This is a genomic window from Streptomyces sp. NPDC001157, from assembly GCF_053598255.1.
The window spans coordinates 22,595-41,577 of record NZ_JBSFJW010000021.1 but is presented as its reverse complement, the minus strand read 5'-3'; the positions used below and the strand labels follow the sequence as shown (position 1 = coordinate 41,577).

Below are 18,983 nucleotides of genomic sequence, written 5' to 3'. Positions count from 1 at the left end.
CGACTGTGGCCCGTCCCCGGGGATACGGGGACGGGCCACAGCGTTGTTCTGCGAGAGGCGTCAGCGGCCGCTGTTCGCCCCACGACGGCGCATGCCGAAGAAGACGGCGCCGCCGCCGACCACGACCAGCGCGCCCGCGATACCGGCGATCAGGCCGGTGTTGGAGCTGGCACCGGTCTCGGCGAGGTTCGAGCCACCGGCCGCCGGGGACGGGGCGTTGGACGAGGTGTCCGCCGGGGGAGTGCTGTCCGAGGCCGACGGGGTCGGGCTCGGCGACTCGGCCGGGGTCGAGGCGGACTCCGACGGCGGTGGGGTCGCGGGCGGGGTCGACTCGCCCTTCGAGCAGCCCTCGGACGGAGTCGTCAGGTTCGGCGTGATGTCCTTGTCGACGATCAGGTGGTCCTTGTCGCGCCCGGCCTGCACGCGGATGCGGTACTCGGCGTTCGGCGACCAGTTCTCGTCGAAGGTGATGGTGACACCCTCACGGGAGCCGGTGACGTCCTTCGAACCGACCGTCTTCACGTCGGCACCGTTGTTCTCCAGGAACACAGTGACCGTGGCGGGGGTACCGGAGGCGTCCTGGTCGGTGACGGTGATGACGCCCTTGCCGCCGTCGCACTTGGGTGCGGCGGAGAACTCACTGATGTTGCAGGCGAGCGCGGAGCCCGCGGCGCTCAGCGCGAGCGCGGAGGACGCGGCGGCGACGCCCAGGATCTGCACGGAACGACGTGCGGTACGGCGAGATATGGACACGTTTGCCCTTCACGGGAGGTGCAACTGCGGGGGGCTGACGAGGAACGTGACGCGACTGTGGAGGTGAAGCCTCACACTCCCCAGGAGACTCAAAGGTTTATAAGCGTTCGATAAGGAGTGTCAATGCGCAGGCGTCTCGCGGGCGTTGGCTTTGCACTCTTATTAACCGCCGAGACGTTTCAGCGCCGCCGGAGCCTCCTCGATCCGGTCAACGAGGGCGATACGGGACTCCATCGAGCGTTCCCGGGCGAGTGACTGCAAGAGGGGCCAGGTCGGCAGACGCTCCGTCCAGTGCGTGCGGTCGACGAGCACCATGGGCGTCGGTTCGCCACGCGACTCGTAGTAGTTGGGCGTCGCGTTGTCGAAGATCTCCTGTACGGTCCCGGCGGCACCCGGCAGGAAGACCACACCCGCGTTCGAGCGGGCCAGCAGGCCGTCCTCCCGGGTGGCGTTGGCGAAGTACTTGGCGATGTGCGAGGCGAACGGGTTCGGCGGCTCATGGCCGTAGAACCAGGTGGGGATGCCGATGGAGTGGTTGCCCTTCGGCCAGCGGGTGCGCACCTCGAAGGCGGCCCGCGCCCAGTCGGTGATCGAGGGGACGAAGGAAGGTGACTTCGCGAGGAGTCGGCAGGCCTCGTCCAGCATGTCGTCCTCGTACGGCGCCGCGTACGCACCCAGGTTCGCTGCCTCCATGGCGCCCGGACCGCCGCCGGTCGCCACCACGAACCCGGCGCGGCTCAGCTCGCGGCCGAGGCGCGCGGCACCCGCGTAGGCCTCCGTCCCACGTGCCATGGCATGGCCGCCCATCACGCCCACCACCCGTGCGCCGCGCAGCAGTTCGTCGAGGGCATCGGAGATGGAGTCGTCGTGCACGGCACGCAGCATGGAGGCGAATATGTCGCCGTCGGCCTTCGTACGCTGGAACCAGGCGTAGGCGAGGGCGTCCGGCGTCTGCTCGTACCCCTTCTCCAGCGAGGCGAACAGCTCGTCAGGCGTGTACAGGTGCCCGCGGTAGGGGTCGAAGGGCAGATGCGGGACGGGCGGAAAGACCAGCGCCCCGTCGGCGCGGACCTTCGCGGCCGCTTCCTCGCGCATCGGACAGCCGAGGAAGACCGCCTCGGCGGTGTCGCTGGTGAGCAACTCCCTTGTACGGTCCGTCAGGTCGACGGCCTGTACGCGGTAACCGGCGAGGGTGCCGCGGGCCGACACCGTCGCGTCGAAGTCCTCCAGCGTCTCGATCTCGCGCTCGTCGTGGTGGGCCGCATGGGCCGGGCTCGTCTGCACGGGCCCATGCTAGGCACGCCGTTCGTCGGGGGTTCCGCTCAGCCCTGGACCGCCGCCGGGTCCATCCACACGACCTCCCAGCTGTGGCCGTCGAGGTCGTCGAAGGAACGGCCGTACATGTAGCCGTGGTCCTGGACGTCGTCATTGGCGGTGCCGCCGGCCGCGACCGCCTTGCCCACCAGCTCGTCGACCTTCTCGCGGCTCTCGGCGCTCAGACAGATCAGCACCTCGCTGGTCTTCGTCGAGTCCGCGATCTCCTTCTTCGTGAAGTCCGCGTACCGCTGCTTGCTGAGCAGCATCGCGATGATGGTGTCGCTGATCACGACACATGTGCAGTCGTCGGTGCTGAACTGCGGGTTGATCGTGTAGCCGAGCTCGGTGAAGAACTTCTTCGACGCGAGGACGTCGTCGGTGGCCAGGTTGACGAAGATCATCTGCTGGTACATGCGGTCTCTCCCTCGGGTGTGTGTTGTTCGCAGGGGTAGACCGGCGGCTCGTACGGAACTCATCGGTTCGCGGGAATTCCGGCCGTACGAGTTTTCAGCGGGCCAGTGGCAGGGCCGCCAGCTCCGCCACGATCAGGGTCAGCGGGACGAACAGGGCGAGCAGCGCGCCCACCCGCAGGGCGGCGGCACTGCGCAGCATCGCGGCGGGGGCGCCGAGGCGCAGCAGGGTGGCCGTGGTGTCGGCCCGGGCGTGTTTGGCCTCCACGGCCGCGGTGAGCAGCGTGGCGACGGTGCAGCCGGACACGAGGAGCGTGCCGAGGGTGGTGAGCGGCCCGAAGACGGGGGTGCTCGTCTCGTACAGGGCGGCCATGGCATAGGTGCCGGAGGCGACCGCGCAGACGATGCCGAGGGGGCGGCCGATGCGGGTGGCCTCCTCCATGAGGACGCGGCCGGCCAGCAGCCGGAGGGCGCCGGGCCGCCCCGCCTGGAGGAGGCGGCCGCAGAGATGGGCCAGGCCCGGCCCGGCGACGGCGAGGCCGAGGGCGGTGAGGACCCAGCCGACGAGGACCGCGGGGGCGCCGGTGGCAAGGCCGCCGGGGAGGCGGGGCCCGGTGGTCGGGGCGCCGGTGGCATAGGCCTGCACGGCCAGGCCCGCGGTGAGGACGGCGACGCCCCAGGGGAGGCCCGCGGGGGCGGTGCCGGGCGCGGGGGAGTGGTCAGGAGAGGGGTTCGGCTGAGTAGCGGCCGAGTCGTCGCCGGGGGGCGGTGTTGTGGGGGTGGGTTCGCTTGCCCGCGCGTGCGGGGTGCCGCCTGTCTTCGGCCCGGGAGCCGCGTCGGCGGTACGGCTGCCCGTGGGCTGGGTGCGCAGGCGGGCGCCGAAGCGGCCGTACGTCCCGAAGGTCTCCCGTGCCACCGTCCGGCCGTACGCCCCGAAGCGGCCGTAGTGCCGTGCCACCGCCCGGGCCGCGGCCGGCCTCGCGTCCCGTGGGAGGAGGACCAGCGCCACCGTCGCCGACGCGGTCGCCGGGACCACCGCCAGCAGGGTCAGGGCCGCGGGGACGGGCAGCGGCTGGTCGGCGGCCAGGAACACCGAGGCCGCGCCGTCGAAGGGGGCACCCGCGAGGTCGCCGCGGAGGTCGAGGAAGACCAGAAGGGCCAGAAGCGTGCCGAGCGTGCAGGACAGGGCCGTCGTCGTGGCCGACACCGTCATCAGGCGGAACGGGCCCAGGCCGATGGCCGAGAGACCGGTGCGGGGTCTGGTGCCGGGGTCGGTGCGGGCCACCGCCACGGCGAAGTGGACGGTGGCGGCCAGCGGGGTCAGGCACCAGGCGAGACGGAGGGCCGAGCCGCCGGGGTTGTCGGGGTGGCCCATCGCGTAACCGAGGGCGCACAGCAGGAGAAAGCCCGTGCCCGCCGAGGCCACCGTCACCAGGAGGCGGCGCAGCTGTACGGCCGGGTGGGCGCCGCGGGTCAGACGGAGAGCGAGCACGGGGCCCGGCCTTCCGTCTCGGCCACCGGGGGCAGGTGGACCGTGTTCACACAGCGGCCGTCCAGCAGCGACAGCGTGCGGTCGGCGATGGCCGCGGTCTCCTGGTCGTGGGTGGCCACGACGACCGTGATGCCGTGCGAACGGGCCGCCGTGGTGAGCGTGCGCAGGACATGGGCGCGGTCGGCGCGGTGCAGGGGGGCTGTGGGCTCGTCGGCGAAGAGGACCGTGGGGCCCTGGGCGAGGGCCCGGGCGATCGACACGCGCTGCCGCTCGGCCTGCTTCATCTCGTGCGGGCGCCGATGGGACCGGTCGCCGACGTCGAGGCGTTCGAGCCACTCCAGGGCGGCCGTCCTGGCGCGCTCGCGGCCGGTGCCGCGGAGCATCAGCGGCAGGGCGGCGTTCTCCCAGGCGTTCAGTTCCGGTACGAGCACGGGGGCCGGGTCGATCCAGCCGAAGCGGTCGCGGCGCAGCCGCTCCCGGGCCGGCTGGGCCATGGTGTGCACCGGCACGCTGTTGAACCAGACCTCGCCCCGCTGGGGCGTCACCAGGCCGGACAGACAGCGCAGCAGGGTCGTCTTCCCGCTGCCCCGGGGGCCGCTGACGGCGAGGATCTCGCCCTCCCGGACACCGAACGAGACACCGCTGAGCGCGGGCGAGCCGTCGCTGTGCTGGAAGTGCAGTGAGCGTGCCCACAGCACGTCGTTGTCCGGCGGGGCCTCCATGGGCGTACACCTCGGTTCGGATCTGTGGTTCCCGTGATCTTTGTTCCCCCGTGCGGGGGAACGAGGACAGGGCCGATCGGTTACCAGGCACGCTAAGGAGCGGCGGCGCCGACGCCGGACAGCACGCGGCCCGCGGTGCACCCTTCTCACTCGTACGGGTGCACCGCGGGCCGTATAAGCCGTCTAACCGCCGGTGGCTAGAGCTTCGTCCACGCCTCCGTCAGCGTGGCGCGCAGGATCTGCTCGATCTCGTCGAAGGTCTCCTGGTTGGAGATCAGCGGCGGGGCGAGCTGGATCACCGGGTCGCCGCGGTCGTCGGCACGGCAGTACAGGCCGTTGTCGAAGAGGGCCTTGGAGAGGAAGCCGTACAGGACGCGCTCGGTCTCCTCGTCGTTGAAGGACTCCTTGGTGGCCTTGTCCTTCACGAGCTCGATGCCGTAGAAGAAGCCGTTGCCGCGGACGTCGCCGACGATCGGCAGGTCGTGCAGCTTCTGCAGGGTGGACAGGAACGCGCCCTCGTTGTCGAGCACGTGCTGGTTGAGGCCCTCGCGCTCGAACAGGTCGAGGTTGGCGAGGCCGACCGCGGCCGAGACCGGGTGACCGCCGAAGGTGTAGCCGTGCAGGAAGGTGTTGTCGCCCTTGTAGAAGGGCTCGGCCAGGCGGTCCGACACGATGCAGGCACCGATGGGGGAGTAGCCGGACGTCATGCCCTTGGCGCAGGTGATCATGTCCGGGACGTAGCCGAACTTGTCGCAGGCGAAGGTCGTGCCCAGGCGGCCGAAGGCGCAGATGACCTCGTCCGACACCAGCAGCACGTCGTACTGGTCGCAGATCTCGCGCACCCGCTGGAAGTAGCCGGGCGGGGGCGGGAAGCAGCCGCCGGCGTTCTGCACGGGCTCCAGGAAGACCGCGGCGACCGTGTCCGGGCCCTCGAAGAGGATCTGCTGCTCGATCTGGTCGGCGGCCCAGCGGCCGAAGGCCTCCGGGTCGTCGCCGTGGATCGGGGCCCGGTAGATGTTGGTGTTCGGGACCTTGTGCGCGCCCGGGACCAGCGGCTCGAAGGGGGCCTTCAGGGCAGGTAGACCCGTGATCGACAGGGCGCCCTGCGGGGTGCCGTGGTAGGCGACCGCGCGGGAGATGACCTTGTACTTGGTGGGCTTGCCCACCAGCTTGAAGTACTGCTTGGCCAGCTTCCAGGCGGTCTCGACCGCCTCGCCGCCGCCGGTGGTGAAGAAGACCTTGTTCAGGTCGCCCGGGGCCTCGTCGGCGAGGCGCTCGGCCAGCTCCACGGCCTTCGGGTGGGCGTAGGACCACACCGGGAAGAACGCCAGCTCCTGCGCCTGCTTGAAGGCGGTCTCGGCGAGCTCCGTGCGGCCGTGACCGGCCTGGACCACGAACAGACCCGCGAGACCGTCGAGGTAGCGCTTGCCCTTGTCGTCGTAGATGTAGGTGCCCTCGCCGCGCACGATCGTCGGCACGGGGGAGTTCTCGTACGAGGACATGCGGGTGAAGTGCATCCACAGGTGGTCGTACGCGGTCTTGCTGAGGTCCTTGGAGCTCACGGTTATCGGGTCCTCACGGTTATCGGGTTCCCCACATGTAGGTCTGCTTCTTCAGCTTCAGATAGACGAAGCTTTCGGTGGAGCGCACACCGGGCAGTGACCGGATGCGTTTGTTGATGACGTCCAGCAGGTGGTCGTCGTCCTCGCAGACGATCTCGGCGAGGATGTCGAACGAGCCCGCGGTCATCACCACGTACTCGACTTCCGACATGTCGGTGAGCGCTTCGGCGATCTTCTCCACGTCGCCCTCGACGTTGACGCCGACCATCGCCTGCCGGCGGAAGCCCACGGTGAGCGGGTCCGTGACGGCGACGATCTGCATCACGCCCTGGTCGAGCAGCTTCTGGACGCGCTGGCGCACGGCCGCCTCGGACAGGCCCACGGCCTTGCCGATGGCCGCGTACGGCCGGCGGCCGTCCTCCTGGAGCTGTTCGATGATGGCGAGGGAGACGGCATCCAGATGGGGAGTGCCGTTCCTGGACTCGCGGGACGAGTCCCTTTGCTCTGCGCTTCGACTGGCCACGACCTCACTGTGCACGACGTCTCGACGGTTCCGCAAGGGCGGACCGATGAAATTCGTTGTTTACGTGACTGAGACCTGCGGATTTCGCAGCCATGGCGCGACTGGGGGTGTTGAAAACGTGGGCGATCGGATTAGTGTGGGTGTCTCATTCAATGGACACGTTGGATCACTCGAACTTGGAGGGTCGGCAGTGGGCACCGAGCTGGGACGGCTGCGCAAGCTACAGAACTACATCGCCGGTGAGTTCCGGGACGCCGCCGACGGACGGACCACCGAGGTGGTCAACCCCGCGACGGGCGAGGCGTACGCGACCGCGCCGCTGTCGGGCCAGGCGGATGTGGATGCCGCCATGGCCGCGGCCGCCGCCGCCTTCCCGGGCTGGCGCGACACGACCCCGGCCGAACGGCAGAAGCACCTCCTGAAGATCGCGGACGCGTTCGAGGAGCGGGCCGAGGAGCTCATCGCGGCCGAGGTGGAGAACACCGGCAAGCCGATCGGGCTCACGCGGTCCGAGGAGATCCCGCCGATGGTCGACCAGATCCGCTTCTTCGCGGGTGCGGCCCGGATGCTGGAGGGCCGGTCGGCCGGTGAGTACATGGACGGGATGACGTCCATCATCCGCCGCGAGCCGGTCGGCGTCTGTGCGCAGGTCGCGCCGTGGAACTACCCGATGATGATGGCCGTGTGGAAGTTCGCCCCGGCGATCGCGGCGGGCAACACGGTCGTGCTGAAGCCGTCGGACACCACCCCGGCGTCCACCGTCCTGATCGCCGACATCATCGGATCGATCCTGCCCAAGGGCGTCTTCAACGTCATCACCGGCGACCGTGACACCGGCCGGCTGATGGTCGAGCACCCCACTCCGGCGATGGCCTCCATCACCGGCTCGGTGCGGGCGGGCATGTCGGTCGCCGAGTCGGCGTCCAAGGACCTCAAGCGGGTCCACCTGGAGCTGGGCGGCAAGGCGCCGGTCGTCGTCTTCGAGGACACCGACATCGCCAAGGCCGTGGAGGACATCTCGGTCGCGGGCTTCTTCAACGCCGGCCAGGACTGTACGGCGGCGACGCGCGTCCTCGTCCAGGAGGGCATCCACGACGAGTTCGTGGCCGCTCTGGCCAAGGCGGCCGCCGAGACGAAGACCGGCCAGCCGGACGACGAGGACGTGCTGTTCGGCCCGCTCAACAACCCCAACCAGCTCAAGCAGGTGGCCGGTTTCATCGAGCGGCTGCCCGCGCACGCCAAGGTCGAGGCCGGCGGTCACCAGGTGGGCGAGAAGGGCTACTTCTACGCCCCGACCGTCGTCTCCGGGCTGAAGCAGGACGACGAGATCATCCAGAAGGAGGTCTTCGGTCCCGTCATCACCGTCCAGTCCTTCACGGACGAGGACCAGGCCGTGGAGTGGGCCAACGGCGTCGAGTACGCGCTCGCCTCGTCGGTGTGGACCAAGGACCACGGCCGTGCGATGCGGATGTCGAAGAAGCTGGACTTCGGCTGCGTGTGGATCAACACGCACATCCCGCTGGTCGCGGAGATGCCGCACGGCGGGTTCAAGAAGTCCGGGTACGGCAAGGACCTGTCGGGGTACGGGTTCGAGGACTACACGCGGATCAAGCACGTGATGACCTCGCTGGACGCCTAGTCCCCACGACGTGACACGCGGCCCCGGACGGATCAACTCCCGTCCGGGGCCGCGCCGTTCGCCCTCCGTGACGGTCAGGTGTCCGCGGCGGGCGGCCGGGCTGATCGACAGGGTGTCCGGCCCGTGCGGACGTACTCGACGCTGCGTCGATTGTCGGCGTACGGGCAGGGACGGCATGCTGCGCCCATGCCCCTCACGCCGAAGACCTCCTCTTTCTCCCGTCGGTCCCTGCTGCGCGCGCTGGGTGGTGGAGCGGTGCTCGGCGGCCTGGCCGGTTGCGGGGTGCCCGCCGCGTATGTGCGGCCCGGCGAGCGCGCAGTCGCCGATCTGTCCGCCAGTGACAAGCGGCTGACCTGGGCGAACTGGCCGCTGTACATCGACACCGACGACGACAACCCGAACCGGCGGCCCACGCTGGAGGCCTTCGAGAGGCGCACGGGGATCTCCGTCGAGTACACCGAGGAGATCAACGACAACGACGAGTTCTTCGGCAAGATAAGCCCCGCCCTGATGAACCATCAGCGGACCGGCCGCGACCTGATCGTCATGAGCGACTGGATGTGCGCCCGGTTCGTGCGGCTCGGATGGGTCCAGGAGATGGACCGGGCAGGGCAGCCGAACGTGGCCAAGTACCTTGACCCGCAGCTGCGTTCGCCCGCCTTCGACCCGGGCCGCAAGTACTCGGTGCCATGGCAGTCGGGCATCACCGGCATCGCGTACGACCGCCGCAGGCTCGGCCGCGAGATCCGCCATGTCTCGGACCTGTGGGCGAGCGACCTCAAGGGGCGGGTGACCCTGCTGTCCGGCCTGGACGAGGCGTTCGCGCTGCTGATGCAGGGCAACGGCGTCGACATCACCAGGTGGACGGCGGCCGACTTCCACAAGGTGTGCGACCAGGTCGAGAAGTACGTCGCGCGGGGCCACATCCGCCGCTTCACCGGCAACGACTACACCAAGGACCTGGTCAGCGGTGACGTCCTGGCCTGCCAGGCGTACTCCGGTGACGTCATCCAGCTCCAGGCCGACAACCCGCACATCCGCTTCGTCGTCCCCGAGGAGGGCGCGGAGCTGTGGGCCGACTCCCTGATGATCCCGGACCGCGCGGCGCACAAGAGGAACGCCGAGCGGCTGGTCGACTACTACTACGCACCCGAGGTCGCCGCCGAACTCGCCGCCTGGGTGAACTACGTCTGCCCCGTCCCCGCCGCCCAGGAGGTCCTCGCCGCCGCCAAGGACAAGGACACCGCGGCCCTCGCCGAGAACCCGCTGATCTTCCCGGACGCCGAGATGCGCAAACGGCTCGTGATCGCCCGGGACATCACGTCGACGGAGCGGGTGGAGTTCGCGAAGCGGTGGAACAAGATCGTGGGGTTGTGACCGCTCCGGCGCGCGGCGTGTGACGAGGATTTTTAGTCGGCGCAAAAGAGGGATGGCTGGCACCAAGATCATGGGTGTTCTCACGGGTGACGGCGCATCACCATCGACCGCGGTGCAGGGCAGTGTGGCCGACGCGCGCTGCTGACCTGGAGCCATGCTTCCCGCCAACGGACGGGATCTCTGCCGTGGCCTGCGGCCACCGTCTCGTCGCTTGTCCATGCAAGTCACGATGATCAACGGTGGCCGCACCCGCCTCCGCACCGGCACAGAAGAGCGGACCCGACCGCGGCTCAGGCCGCTGCTGCGGCCTCGGCAGCCTTCGACAGACGCAGGCAGCAGGGCTTGGAGCCACACGGGGCCTGGACGAACAGGCGGGGCGCTACGGCTGAAGCGTCCATCCCCTTCGGCAGTCGGCTCGTGGTTGCCCCTTGCGTGATCACCGAAGAGCCTCCATTATCAGGAATCCTGATACTTTAAGTTTGTAGCGATGAGGTTCCAGCCATGTCATTCAGGCGCAGAATCCAGGCCAGAGCGGTTCAGCTGTTGCTCGGCCGAATTGCGAGCCGCGTGCACAAGGATCTGCGCTTCACCGACATCCCGAAGCGCACGGAACCCATCCGGGTGGAGACCGGCGCCGGACCGGTGACGTGCACCGTCTACCGCCCGCCGGCCGCCACCGCAGCCCCTGCCCCCGTGTACGTCAACTTCCACGGCGGCGGGTTCGTGATCGCCCGCCCTCAGCAGGACGACCACATCTGCCGCTACATCGCCGCCACGGCCGGCTGCGTGGTGATCAACGTGGACTACGCCGTCGCCCCGCAGCGGCCGTACCCCGTACCCGTCACCCAGGCGTACGACGTCACCGCCTGGGTGGCCGAGAACGGCACTGCCAACAACTGGGACGGTTCGCGACTCGCCGTAGGCGGACACAGCGCCGGTGGCAACCTGACCGCCGCGGTCTGCCGCACCGCTCGGGACCGCGGCACCTTCACGCCCCGCCTCCAGATCATCGACGTCGCACCGCTCGACCAACTCGCCGACCCGGCCAGCAAGCAGTCACCCATCGTCAAGCCCCTGCTCACCCCTCAGCTCATGCGGGTCTTCACCGCCGCCTACGTCCCTGATCCCGCCGACCTCACCCATCCGCTGGTGTCGCCCGGACTTGCAGACGACCTCGCCGGGCTGCCGCCCGCCCTGGTCATCACCGCGGAGAACGACCGCCTGCGCGACGAGGGCGATGCATACGCCAAGGCCCTGGAAGCTGCCGGCGTTCCGGTCACCCACCGTTGCTTCGAGGGTGTCGACCACTACTTCACCCACACCGGCCCGGTACCGGCTGGGAAGGAAGCCATCGATCTAATGGCGACCACCCTGCGCTCGGCACTCACCGCCTGACCGCTGACAGGGGCCGACAGCCCTTGTGGCAACACGCTGCCTTTGTGACACCTATCGTGCTTCGGCTCACCTCATCAGCGAGATCACGATCTACAGCTGGAGTACTGGCTGTCTTCCCCCACCAGGACTTCCACTGGTTTCCGCTGCAGAACATCGCTCTGGTAACCGTCCCGTCGGGTTCTTCCTCGGCTGGGTGGGCAGTCTGCTCAGCCGTCGGTCCGACGCCGATCAGGACCGCTACGTCGAGACGCAGACCGCACTGCTGATCGGTGGGAAGCCGCTCGACTCGCCGTGAGGTTCCCGTGCCGTGGCAAGACACGGACATCGCGTGGTGCACGTCGGAGCAGCAGCTCACTGGGCCTGGCGTCGCCGGGAAGTTCGGGAGCGAGGCCTCCTGCCTGATGGCCTTGGTGAGGCCGTCACGCAGGAGCGGCACACGATCTCGGTGTCGGCCCCCCGTGGCGGCGTCAGGGGTGGGACAGCAGGTCGATCTCGCTGAGCGACTCGGTGAGCCGTGAGCACCAGCGGATGACGTTGATCCTGTCGCTGGGCGGCGCCGGCGCGGTGATCTCCGTGGCCGGTCGGGGTGACGTGTGGTGCCAGATCTCGAGTGAGCGGGCGTTGATGACGTGAGCCGCAGGGTGCATCAGGGGTCGCTCGCGGCGTTCGAGCACCATGCTGGGAAACCGTGCCGGGCCAGCAGTAGTGCGAGGGTGCTTCCCGTCGGGCCCGCGCCCGCGATCACGACCGGTGCGGTGCGCATGGCCTACAGAGTCTTCCAGGTGATCGCCCGCCTATTGGCCCGTGGTGTGATGCCGGGCGGGGTGCCCGCGCCGGGCCGGAGCAGCTCGGCCGGGTCGTCGCCGCGGCGCAGCCGCTCGAGCATGTACTCCGGGTCGTACGCGGGCCTGTGGGCGCCGACTTCCTTGGCGGCTTCCATGAGCGGTCCTTGAAGGAGCCAAGGTCGGTGAATTCGACCCTCTCGCAGAGGGCTAGCGCGGTCGGCCATGCGAGTGAGTAATTCGCTGAGCGGTTTTTCGGAATGATTAGCGAGGTAGCTTGGTGGCGACGTTGTCCTAGACGAGGCAGGAAACCATGCGCGCACGTAGAGTCTTCGCCATCTTGATCGCCACCCCGGTCCTGCTTGCCGCGATCGGAGTGGCTGGTGGATCCGCGGTCGCTATGCAAAAACCCGCCTCCGAAGGGTCAATTTCTCGGCCCAAGCCGACCGATGAAGTTGAAAGCAGGCACGGCGAGGTCAAAAGATCTGCCGATGAAGAACCTGAACCGGAAGAAGGCCTACTCGGCACTGTCGGAGGTGAACTCCTCGATCGCGTTTCTTCCAGATGGGCGTAAGGGCTCTTAACGCGATCATGATCGTGTTAAGAGCTCTAGGCAACAAACTGGTGGAGGCTTGTTCGGCGAGAAGCGAGGCAGTATCAAGAAGGCTGGCCCGCCGGTGCACGACGACTTCGTCTGCCGTGGCTTCACCGCTTACGACCCGAACCATGAACCATTTGTGACTCACCGGTATCACCGAATGCGCCACTCGTGAAGGCAAGTTGCACTTCTGCGCGATCAAGGACTTCTTCAGCAAGAGGATCGTCGGTTACTCGATCGACACGCAGATGAAGTCCCTGCTGACCGTCGCGGACACGTCGCTGGGTGCGTTCCACCGGTTACGGGACAACCTCTGGCGCAGCGGAGGCCGCCGAACCGGCAGGCTGACTTCCCGCAACGCAGCGAGATGAAGTCATCAGCCTCCTCACCGAGGGAAAACGGCTCGCCCAAGAATGGGTGGGGTACCGATTCTTAACGCGGTTGGTGTGTCGGCTGGGCATGGGTGGGGTGATCTCAGCGGATGATCCGAAGTGGATCGAGCCGTCCTCCGGGCTGACCGAGGTGCAGTTCGCCGGGCTGGTGGCCACGTACTGGCGCACGAACCACACGTTGCGGCAGGTGGCGCCGCTGTTCGGGGTCTCGAAGTCTGCGGCCGACCGCATGCTCGATCACCTCGCCCCGCTGCCGGCCCTCTCGCTGGCCCGGCGGCCGCGCAAGGACACCGTCTGCATCGTCGACGGCACCCTGGTTCCCACCCGGGACCGGAGCATCGCCGCCTCCGGCAAGGACTATCGCTACTCGACCAACCTGCAGGTCGTGATCGACGCCAACAGCCGCCTGGTCGTGGCGATAGGCCTGCCGCTGCCCGGCAGCCGGGCGACTGCCGAGCCTTCACCGAGTCCGGTGTCGACCGGGCCTGCCGCAGACCCCCGACCATCGCCGACGGCGGCTACCAGGGCACCGGTCTGCTCATCCCGCACCGCGAACGACGCGGTCAGACGCACCTCAGCCCGCAGCAGGAGGCGGAGAATGCCGTCCACCGACGGGCGCGAGCCCGGGTGGAACACGCCCTGTCCCGGTCGAAGAACGGGAAGATCCTGCGGGACTGCCGGCTCAAGGGCAACGGCGTTCACCTGGTGACCCACACCACGAGTGCGTGCGGCAGGTCGAGTGCGCAAGGATAGGTCACCAACGAGGCCCCTTGACTGGCGAGTTGAGACGTTCGACATCTCGCTCAACAGTCCGAGGACCTCGTCTGTTGCACCTCGCTGTCCGTCACCCGGTCAGACGACCACTCTGAAGAGCCCAATCGCCATCCTCGTAGGCCCTTTACCGACGATCAAGACCGGCCCGCACCGGGTAATGGAGGGCGATCAAAATTGGTGCGGGTATCTCCCCCGTGGCAGTGGGGCGTGGTTCACTCGCTTCGCGGGCGCGTGTCAGGCACCACGTGACGGGGGGAACCGATGTGGCGTCGGGTGTGGTGGGCGATCTCGATCATTGCCGGAGTCACCGCTGTCGGCTTCTGGACAGTATCTCTCGCCAGTAAAAGCGACACCAGCCTTTCGCGACTTTCCTCCTTGATCACCGTTCTGTCATTCCCGGTGTCGGTCATCGGCCTTTTGATGCCCTTGGTATCGTCCCTTGCCGAGCGCCGATCTTCGGCAGTAAGACCCCGCTCTCCGGGATTCTTCGGAGTGCGCCCGCCGTACGGCCTCCTGTCCACTCACGTCCGTGGTCGGGAAGCCATGCTAAAGGGGCTCCTCGCATCGGCAAGAAGGCCGACCGCCGCATTCCATGTGCTGGCCGCCATGGGGGGATCGGGTAAGACAACGGTGGCTCTCGAACTCTGCAAGAGGGCGGAGGCGAGTGGTTTTCGCGCCTGGTGGATCGTGGCGTCGGACTCCCAGGAAATCATGACCGACATGCTCGAAGTGGCCGCTGAGTTGGGCGCTCCGGAGAGTGCGCTGGATGATGCGAGGGAAGGCCGGAGAATCCCTTCGGACCTGGTGTGGTCCTACCTCCAGGCGAGTCGCAAATGGGTGCTCGTCATCGACAACGCCGACGCTCCTGAACTGCTCGGCCGAGACCAACGGTCAGTGGCGGAAGGTACCGGCTGGGTACGTCCCTCGAACAGCGGCCTCACCGTGGTGACAAGTCGCCGTACGGACGAAGAGGTCTGGGGAGCCTCCTCCCGCGTCCATGCGCTGAGTGTGCTCAATGACGTCGACGGCGCTCAGGTTCTTCTCGACCTGGCGCCGACTGCTGGAAGCGTCACCGATGCGCAAGGCTTGTCCGCGCGACTCGGGGGTATGCCGCTGGCCCTTCATCTGGCCGGGCATCACATCAGCGATCCGCTTACCGGTGTTCATACTTTCTCGGCGTATACGAGGGAACTGGAGCGCCGATTTGCGGTGCTCCTCGCCGAGCCCGGCACACGCCCACACGAGGCCGATCGCAAACGGGCGGTGACAACGACCTGGGACATATCCCTGGACGATCTGAACACGCGCGGATATCGCCATGTGCACGGCGTATTACAAGTGATCTCCTGCTTCGCTCCGGCGACCCCCATTCCCTTGGCGTTGCTCACCGAGGACATCATCTCGGACCAGGTCCAACTCGCGGACGACGCGACCAGGAGAGAGGTGCTCGACGAAAGCATTCGAGGATTACGCTCGGTGGGACTGATCGACCTTGACTCCCTCCCCGCAACCGGCGAGGAGAGAATGAGGACTTTGCTCATACACCCCTTGGTGGCAGAGACGACACTTCGCAAGATGTCGGTAGCCGAATTGCAGGTTGTTCTGGCCCGCGCCGCGCAGTCCACGGCGGCACTGATCGGAGGACTCCAGCCACAGGAACCGGAGACCTGGCCGCTGTGGCGGGCCATGGCCCCGCATCTGGGCACGCTTCTCGATCAGGCGGCCGAGAACGAGATACGTGCCACCCTGATCGACTCGGTGAACCAACTGGCCTGGGCTCTGTGTGAAAGCGGCGACTACTCCATTGCCGAGGATGTCCTACGGCGTGCCATTGCCGTGGGAGACGAACTCGGATCACTCCACCCCGACGTCCTTGCTGCGCACCACTGCCTCGGCGGTGTTCTCCGTGAGATGCAGCGCCCGGAGGAAGCCTTCGTTGAATATCGTGAGGCATTGGCAGGCAGGGAGAGCGTGTACGGTCTCGAACACATGGAAACTCTGGCCACCCGGGGGAATCTCGCAGGGTCCCTGTGGGATCTCGGAAGGCTGGAAGAAGCAGAGCAGGAATACAGAGCCGTACTGACGGCTCGCCAGCGCGTTCTGGGCGCAGGCCATGAAGCGACCATGGTGACCCGTCACAACCTGGCGGGAGTCTTACGTAGTCGTGGTCAACTTGAGGACGCAGCACATGAGTTCAACATCGCACTGCGTGCGGAGGTCGACAGCCTGGGTGCCGATCACCCGGTCACCCTGTCGACCCGCCACAACATCGCCCGGGTGTTGGCGGAGAAGGGTGAACACCAGGCCGCTGAAGGCGCATATCGCGAGGTCCTGGTCGACCGAGCCCGAGTGCTTGGTGCCCTGCACCCGGCGACATTACAAACTCGCGAGAGCCTTGCCCAACTCCTCGCGGCGACCGGCAGAACAGAAGAAGCCCTGACCGAGTATTCGGTTCTTCTGTCCGGTCAGACGTCCGTTCTGGGTTCCTTGCATTCGGACACCCGGCGTACGAGGCAGGCCATTCGAGACTTGACCGGGCGACGGTACCTGTTCCAACGGGTCCAGCGCCGATGACTCGGCGGAGCATTGTTGCCAGCCTGAGGATGGGGCGGGCCAACATCCGACGCGGCTTACGGCACATCCAGTACCGCAGCCACCTCATAGACGGCTGCCTTGCCGAGACTGGCCTGACCATCAGGCCCGCCTGAGCAGTTACACGACACCACCCGTTCAACCTCAGTAATGGCCCTACGGCAGGCTGCCGATCTCCCCGAGACCGTCAGTGCTCTGCGGGTCTGTGACGTGGTGCTCTGGATGTATCACCGTGCAGATCATCAACGGGTTGGCTGTAGCGGGGCGTGACGCCCATTGCCCGCGGACCGGATGCCGCACACATGGCAGACCGAGGCGAAACTCCGCGTCACTTACAGAGAGTGCTGGGCGTATGGACGCTCCTGCGACGAGGGACACCCTGCCTCACCGGCGCTGTACCAAAGTGCCGACCATGTCTCTGATTCCGGACCTCCAGTCGGTGAACCTAGTTGGCATCAGCGCAGGTCACGGGCGTTGCCTGATGCCAACTACCGATCCTGGTCACAGCGGGGAGACGTACAAGAGCCTGCCGGTCCGGGGCGGCCGCTCCCACCCCCGCGGCGCAACCTGCTCGGCGTCACGGTGTTCGACGCAGCCGGCCGCCGGTTCCGTCAGCTGCCCGCCACGGCCGAGGCGTTGCTCTGAAGCCGACGCCTCACAACCGGGTCCGGTTGCCGAACCTGCTTGTGCCTGGGGCAGGTCAGGCGGGCAGGGTGCGGATGGCCGCGATGTCGAACTGGAGGCGGACCTTCTCGCTCACCATGGCGCCGCCCTCCGCCAGCTTCTGGCTGTACGTCAGGCCCCATTCGGAACGGTTGATGGTGGTCGTGCCGTCGAAGCCCACCCGCTCGTCCCCGAACGCGTCGATGACGTGCCCGATGTAGGTGAGCTCCAGGTCGACGGGACGGGTGGTGTTCTTGATGGTGAGGTCCCCGGTCATGCGATAGACGTCGCTGTCCACGAGCTGCACCGTCGTACTGACGAAGCGCATCCGCGGATGGTTCGCCGCGTCCAGGAAGTCTCGGCCGATCAGGTGCGCGTCGCGCTGTTCCACGCCGGTGTCGACGGACGCGGTGGACATGACGATCTCCGCCCGTGAGCGGGAGGGATCGCGGCCGTCGAAGTAGAGCCGGCTCTGGTACTGGGTGAAAGCCCCGCGCACGGTCGTCACCAGGGCATGGCGGACGGAGAAGCCGATACGGCTGTGTGCCGGGTCGATCAGCCACTCTCCGGTCAGCGCCGCGAGCGCGGGGTCCGGACGGTTCGCCGTGGGGGCGAACGCCGGTGGTTCGAGGGGGCGTTGCGGGGCGGTGGGGGGAGCCGGGCGGCGCTGAGACGCAGCACGGGTGAACAGGTTCATGATTCACGTACTTACGTCATGACAAGAACAGCCGCAAGCCACCTTCAAGACCCGCGCACACGGTCGTCACCAATTCCCCGATCCATGGCCGGATCCCGCCGCCCGGCTGACTTTGCCGACTCTTTACAACCCGGCCTTCCGCTGTCTCGTCTCTCCGCTCGATCAGTCACACAGTCCGCCGGTCGACCACCGGGCGGACCGACGAAAGAGAGCGACTTATGCGCCGAACCGGCCTCAGTGCCATGGCACTTGCGTGCACCGCCGTGCTGGCGGGCGCGCTGCCCGCGTTCGCCGACGGAGCGAAGACGGCCCCGAGCCCCGTCCCCAGCGCCACCCAGGCACCCACCTCGCCCCCCAGCACCAGGCCCAGCGCCTCCACCGCTCCGAGTGCCGTGCCGAGCGCGGCCCCGAGCCGGGTGCCGTCCTCGCGCCAGGTGCCCGTCGTGCCGAGCGGTGCGCCGAACACCGGTGTGGTGCCGCCCGCTTCGGACTCCTCGGACACGGGCGCCCTGATCGGCGGGGGCGCCGCCGCGGCCGTCGTCCTCGGTGGCGGAGCCGTCTTCCTCGTACGCCGCCGGCAGGCGAACGGGGCATGAGCCCGCGCTCCGGGCGCGCCCTCGCCGCCATGGCTCTGGCCGCCCTGCTCGTCGCCTGCGGCGGCCCGGGTGCCACGACGGGGAGCTCTGCGGGCAACACCCCTGCGAGCACGCCGTCCTCCTCGCCGCCCCCCGCCAAGTCGGTGTCCGCGGTGGGGCGATCGGTCCCGGTCGGGCTCCGGATACCGGCCATCGGGGTCGACACCCCGGTGATGAGGCTGGGCCTGGCCGCGGACGGCAGCGTGCAGGTGCCGCCGATCGCGGCGCACGACCGGGCGGGCTGGTACGAACACTCGCCGACGCCGGGCCAGAGGGGACCGTCGGTGATCCTCGGCCATGTCACGGTCGGCGCCTACGGGGACGGAGTCTTCCGGCGCCTGGGGGAGCTGCACCGGGGCGAGAAGATCGTGACGCGCCTGGAGAACGGCACGGCTGCGGTGTTCGCCGTGACCGACGTCCGCACGGTGGCCAAGGCCCACTTCCCGTCGAACGAGGTCTACGGGAACGTGAACCGGCCGGAGTTGCGGCTCATCACCTGCGGCGGCAAACGGACCGGTGACGGCTACCTCGACAACGTGATCGTCTTCGCGGTGCTGAGCTCCGCCGGTCCCTGACCCGAGCACTCGGAATCCGGGCCGGCGGAACGTACGCCGTCGGCCCGGGCTCTTCCTCCACAAGCGCCCCCCACGAGTGCCCCAC

17 protein-coding genes and 4 pseudogenes are annotated in these 18,983 nt (G+C 68.1%); 10 read left to right on the top strand and 11 right to left on the bottom strand.

What is annotated here, in order from left to right; genetic code table 11:
* Positions 1 to 60: 60 nt before the first annotated feature.
* The 7 genes from ACWDAG_RS30000 to ACWDAG_RS29970 form a co-directional block, all read right to left on the bottom strand.
* Entirely contained in the window at positions 61 to 753 is a 693-nt protein-coding gene (locus ACWDAG_RS30000) for an LAETG motif-containing sortase-dependent surface protein (RefSeq protein ID WP_450698680.1), read from the bottom strand.
* A 162-nt stretch (positions 754 to 915) separates the two neighbouring features.
* The gene (locus ACWDAG_RS29995; RefSeq protein WP_450698679.1) at positions 916 to 2,037 is read right to left on the bottom strand and encodes an LOG family protein; all 1,122 of its coding nucleotides are present in this window, start codon (positions 2,035 to 2,037) and stop codon (positions 916 to 918) included.
* Between the two features lie 38 nt (positions 2,038 to 2,075).
* Entirely contained in the window at positions 2,076 to 2,483 is a 408-nt protein-coding gene (locus ACWDAG_RS29990; protein WP_450698678.1) for a VOC family protein, read from the bottom strand.
* Between the two features lie 94 nt (positions 2,484 to 2,577).
* Positions 2,578 to 3,972: a hypothetical protein gene (locus ACWDAG_RS29985; protein WP_450698677.1), complete on the bottom strand. Its 1,395-nt coding sequence runs from the start codon at positions 3,970 to 3,972 to the stop codon at positions 2,578 to 2,580.
* Positions 3,954 to 4,694, bottom strand: coding sequence for an ABC transporter ATP-binding protein (locus ACWDAG_RS29980; RefSeq protein WP_450698676.1), 741 nt, complete (start codon positions 4,692 to 4,694; stop codon positions 3,954 to 3,956). Before ACWDAG_RS29980 ends, ACWDAG_RS29985 begins: the two co-directional genes overlap by 19 nt.
* A 197-nt stretch (positions 4,695 to 4,891) precedes the next feature.
* Entirely contained in the window at positions 4,892 to 6,256 is a 1,365-nt protein-coding gene (locus tag ACWDAG_RS29975) for an aspartate aminotransferase family protein (protein ID WP_450698675.1), read from the bottom strand.
* A gap of 19 nt (positions 6,257 to 6,275) precedes the next feature.
* Positions 6,276 to 6,794 carry an Lrp/AsnC family transcriptional regulator gene (locus ACWDAG_RS29970; protein WP_450698674.1) on the bottom strand — a complete coding sequence of 173 codons (519 nt, stop codon included), beginning with the start codon at positions 6,792 to 6,794 and terminating at the stop codon, positions 6,276 to 6,278.
* Positions 6,795 to 6,969: 175 nt separating this feature from the next.
* On the opposite strand from ACWDAG_RS29970, the gene ACWDAG_RS29965 reads away from it, so the two are divergent.
* The 3 genes from ACWDAG_RS29965 (at position 6,970) to ACWDAG_RS29955 (ending at position 11,190) form a co-directional block, all read left to right on the top strand.
* Positions 6,970 to 8,418: a gamma-aminobutyraldehyde dehydrogenase gene (locus ACWDAG_RS29965; protein ID WP_450698673.1), complete on the top strand. Its 1,449-nt coding sequence runs from the start codon at positions 6,970 to 6,972 to the stop codon at positions 8,416 to 8,418.
* 186 nt (positions 8,419 to 8,604) lie between these two features.
* The gene (locus ACWDAG_RS29960) at positions 8,605 to 9,795 is read left to right on the top strand and encodes a polyamine ABC transporter substrate-binding protein (RefSeq protein ID WP_450698672.1); all 1,191 of its coding nucleotides are present in this window, start codon (positions 8,605 to 8,607) and stop codon (positions 9,793 to 9,795) included.
* Positions 9,796 to 10,296: 501 nt separating this feature from the next.
* A complete protein-coding gene (locus ACWDAG_RS29955) occupies positions 10,297 to 11,190 on the top strand; it encodes an alpha/beta hydrolase (RefSeq protein ID WP_450698671.1) in 894 nt (297 codons plus the stop codon).
* A gap of 467 nt (positions 11,191 to 11,657) precedes the next feature.
* Here the strand turns inward: ACWDAG_RS29955 and ACWDAG_RS29950 are convergent, their stop codons facing one another.
* Genes ACWDAG_RS29950 through ACWDAG_RS29940 form a run of 3 tightly spaced genes read right to left on the bottom strand, consistent with a single transcriptional unit; the run spans position 11,658 to position 12,130 of the window.
* Positions 11,658 to 11,867, bottom strand: coding sequence for a hypothetical protein (locus ACWDAG_RS29950; RefSeq protein ID WP_450698670.1), 210 nt, complete (start codon positions 11,865 to 11,867; stop codon positions 11,658 to 11,660).
* Entirely contained in the window at positions 11,837 to 11,953 is a 117-nt protein-coding gene (locus ACWDAG_RS29945; RefSeq protein WP_450698669.1) for an FAD-dependent monooxygenase, read from the bottom strand. Before ACWDAG_RS29945 ends, ACWDAG_RS29950 begins: the two co-directional genes overlap by 31 nt.
* A 3-nt stretch (positions 11,954 to 11,956) precedes the next feature.
* Complete coding sequence (locus tag ACWDAG_RS29940; RefSeq protein ID WP_450698668.1) at positions 11,957 to 12,130, bottom strand: hypothetical protein; 174 nt, start codon at positions 12,128 to 12,130, stop codon at positions 11,957 to 11,959.
* Positions 12,131 to 12,604: 474 nt separating this feature from the next.
* Between ACWDAG_RS29940 and ACWDAG_RS29935 the strand changes: the two are divergent.
* The 5 genes and pseudogenes from ACWDAG_RS29935 to ACWDAG_RS29915 form a co-directional block, all read left to right on the top strand.
* Positions 12,605 to 12,842 (top strand): annotated as a pseudogene (locus ACWDAG_RS29935) (IS3 family transposase); the annotation flags it as partial.
* Between the two features lie 187 nt (positions 12,843 to 13,029).
* Positions 13,030 to 13,715: pseudogene (locus ACWDAG_RS29930) on the top strand (transposase).
* A 732-nt stretch (positions 13,716 to 14,447) separates the two neighbouring features.
* Positions 14,448 to 16,310 carry a tetratricopeptide repeat protein gene (locus ACWDAG_RS29925; protein ID WP_450698667.1) on the top strand — a complete coding sequence of 621 codons (1,863 nt, stop codon included), beginning with the start codon at positions 14,448 to 14,450 and terminating at the stop codon, positions 16,308 to 16,310.
* Between the two features lie 44 nt (positions 16,311 to 16,354).
* Positions 16,355 to 16,444, top strand: a pseudogene (locus ACWDAG_RS29920) (transposase); the annotation flags it as partial.
* 25 nt (positions 16,445 to 16,469) lie between these two features.
* Positions 16,470 to 16,598, top strand: a pseudogene (locus ACWDAG_RS29915) (DUF6308 family protein); the annotation flags it as partial.
* Between the two features lie 430 nt (positions 16,599 to 17,028).
* Here the strand turns inward: ACWDAG_RS29915 and ACWDAG_RS29910 are convergent.
* Entirely contained in the window at positions 17,029 to 17,688 is a 660-nt protein-coding gene (locus tag ACWDAG_RS29910; protein WP_450698666.1) for a YceI family protein, read from the bottom strand.
* Positions 17,689 to 17,906: 218 nt separating this feature from the next.
* On the opposite strand from ACWDAG_RS29910, the gene ACWDAG_RS29905 reads away from it, so the two are divergent.
* Positions 17,907 to 18,284, top strand: coding sequence for a sortase-dependent protein (locus ACWDAG_RS29905; protein WP_450698665.1), 378 nt, complete (start codon positions 17,907 to 17,909; stop codon positions 18,282 to 18,284).
* Positions 18,281 to 18,898, top strand: a complete 618-nt coding sequence (locus tag ACWDAG_RS29900) for a class F sortase (RefSeq protein ID WP_450698664.1) — start codon at positions 18,281 to 18,283, stop codon at positions 18,896 to 18,898. Before ACWDAG_RS29905 ends, ACWDAG_RS29900 begins: the two co-directional genes overlap by 4 nt.
* The last annotated feature ends 85 nt before the right edge of the window (positions 18,899 to 18,983 follow it).

Excerpts from the sequence above, each read along its gene's own strand:
- ACWDAG_RS29955 (WP_450698671.1), top strand. The coding sequence starts at position 10,297 with ATGTCATTCAGGCGCAGAATCCAGGCCAGAGCGGTTCAGCTGTTGCTC.
- ACWDAG_RS29950 (WP_450698670.1), bottom strand. The coding sequence starts at position 11,867 with ATGGTGCTCGAACGCCGCGAGCGACCCCTGATGCACCCTGCGGCTCAC.
- ACWDAG_RS29925 (WP_450698667.1), top strand. The coding sequence starts at position 14,448 with ATGACCGACATGCTCGAAGTGGCCGCTGAGTTGGGCGCTCCGGAGAGT.
- ACWDAG_RS29940 (WP_450698668.1), bottom strand. The coding sequence starts at position 12,130 with ATGGAAGCCGCCAAGGAAGTCGGCGCCCACAGGCCCGCGTACGACCCG.
- ACWDAG_RS29980 (WP_450698676.1), bottom strand. The coding sequence starts at position 4,694 with ATGGAGGCCCCGCCGGACAACGACGTGCTGTGGGCACGCTCACTGCAC.
- ACWDAG_RS29960 (WP_450698672.1), top strand. The coding sequence starts at position 8,605 with ATGCCCCTCACGCCGAAGACCTCCTCTTTCTCCCGTCGGTCCCTGCTG.
- ACWDAG_RS29905 (WP_450698665.1), top strand. The coding sequence starts at position 17,907 with ATGCGCCGAACCGGCCTCAGTGCCATGGCACTTGCGTGCACCGCCGTG.
- ACWDAG_RS29990 (WP_450698678.1), bottom strand. The coding sequence starts at position 2,483 with ATGTACCAGCAGATGATCTTCGTCAACCTGGCCACCGACGACGTCCTC.
- ACWDAG_RS29900 (WP_450698664.1), top strand. The coding sequence starts at position 18,281 with ATGAGCCCGCGCTCCGGGCGCGCCCTCGCCGCCATGGCTCTGGCCGCC.
- ACWDAG_RS29910 (WP_450698666.1), bottom strand. The coding sequence starts at position 17,688 with ATGAACCTGTTCACCCGTGCTGCGTCTCAGCGCCGCCCGGCTCCCCCC.
- ACWDAG_RS29945 (WP_450698669.1), bottom strand. The coding sequence starts at position 11,953 with ATGCGCACCGCACCGGTCGTGATCGCGGGCGCGGGCCCGACGGGAAGC.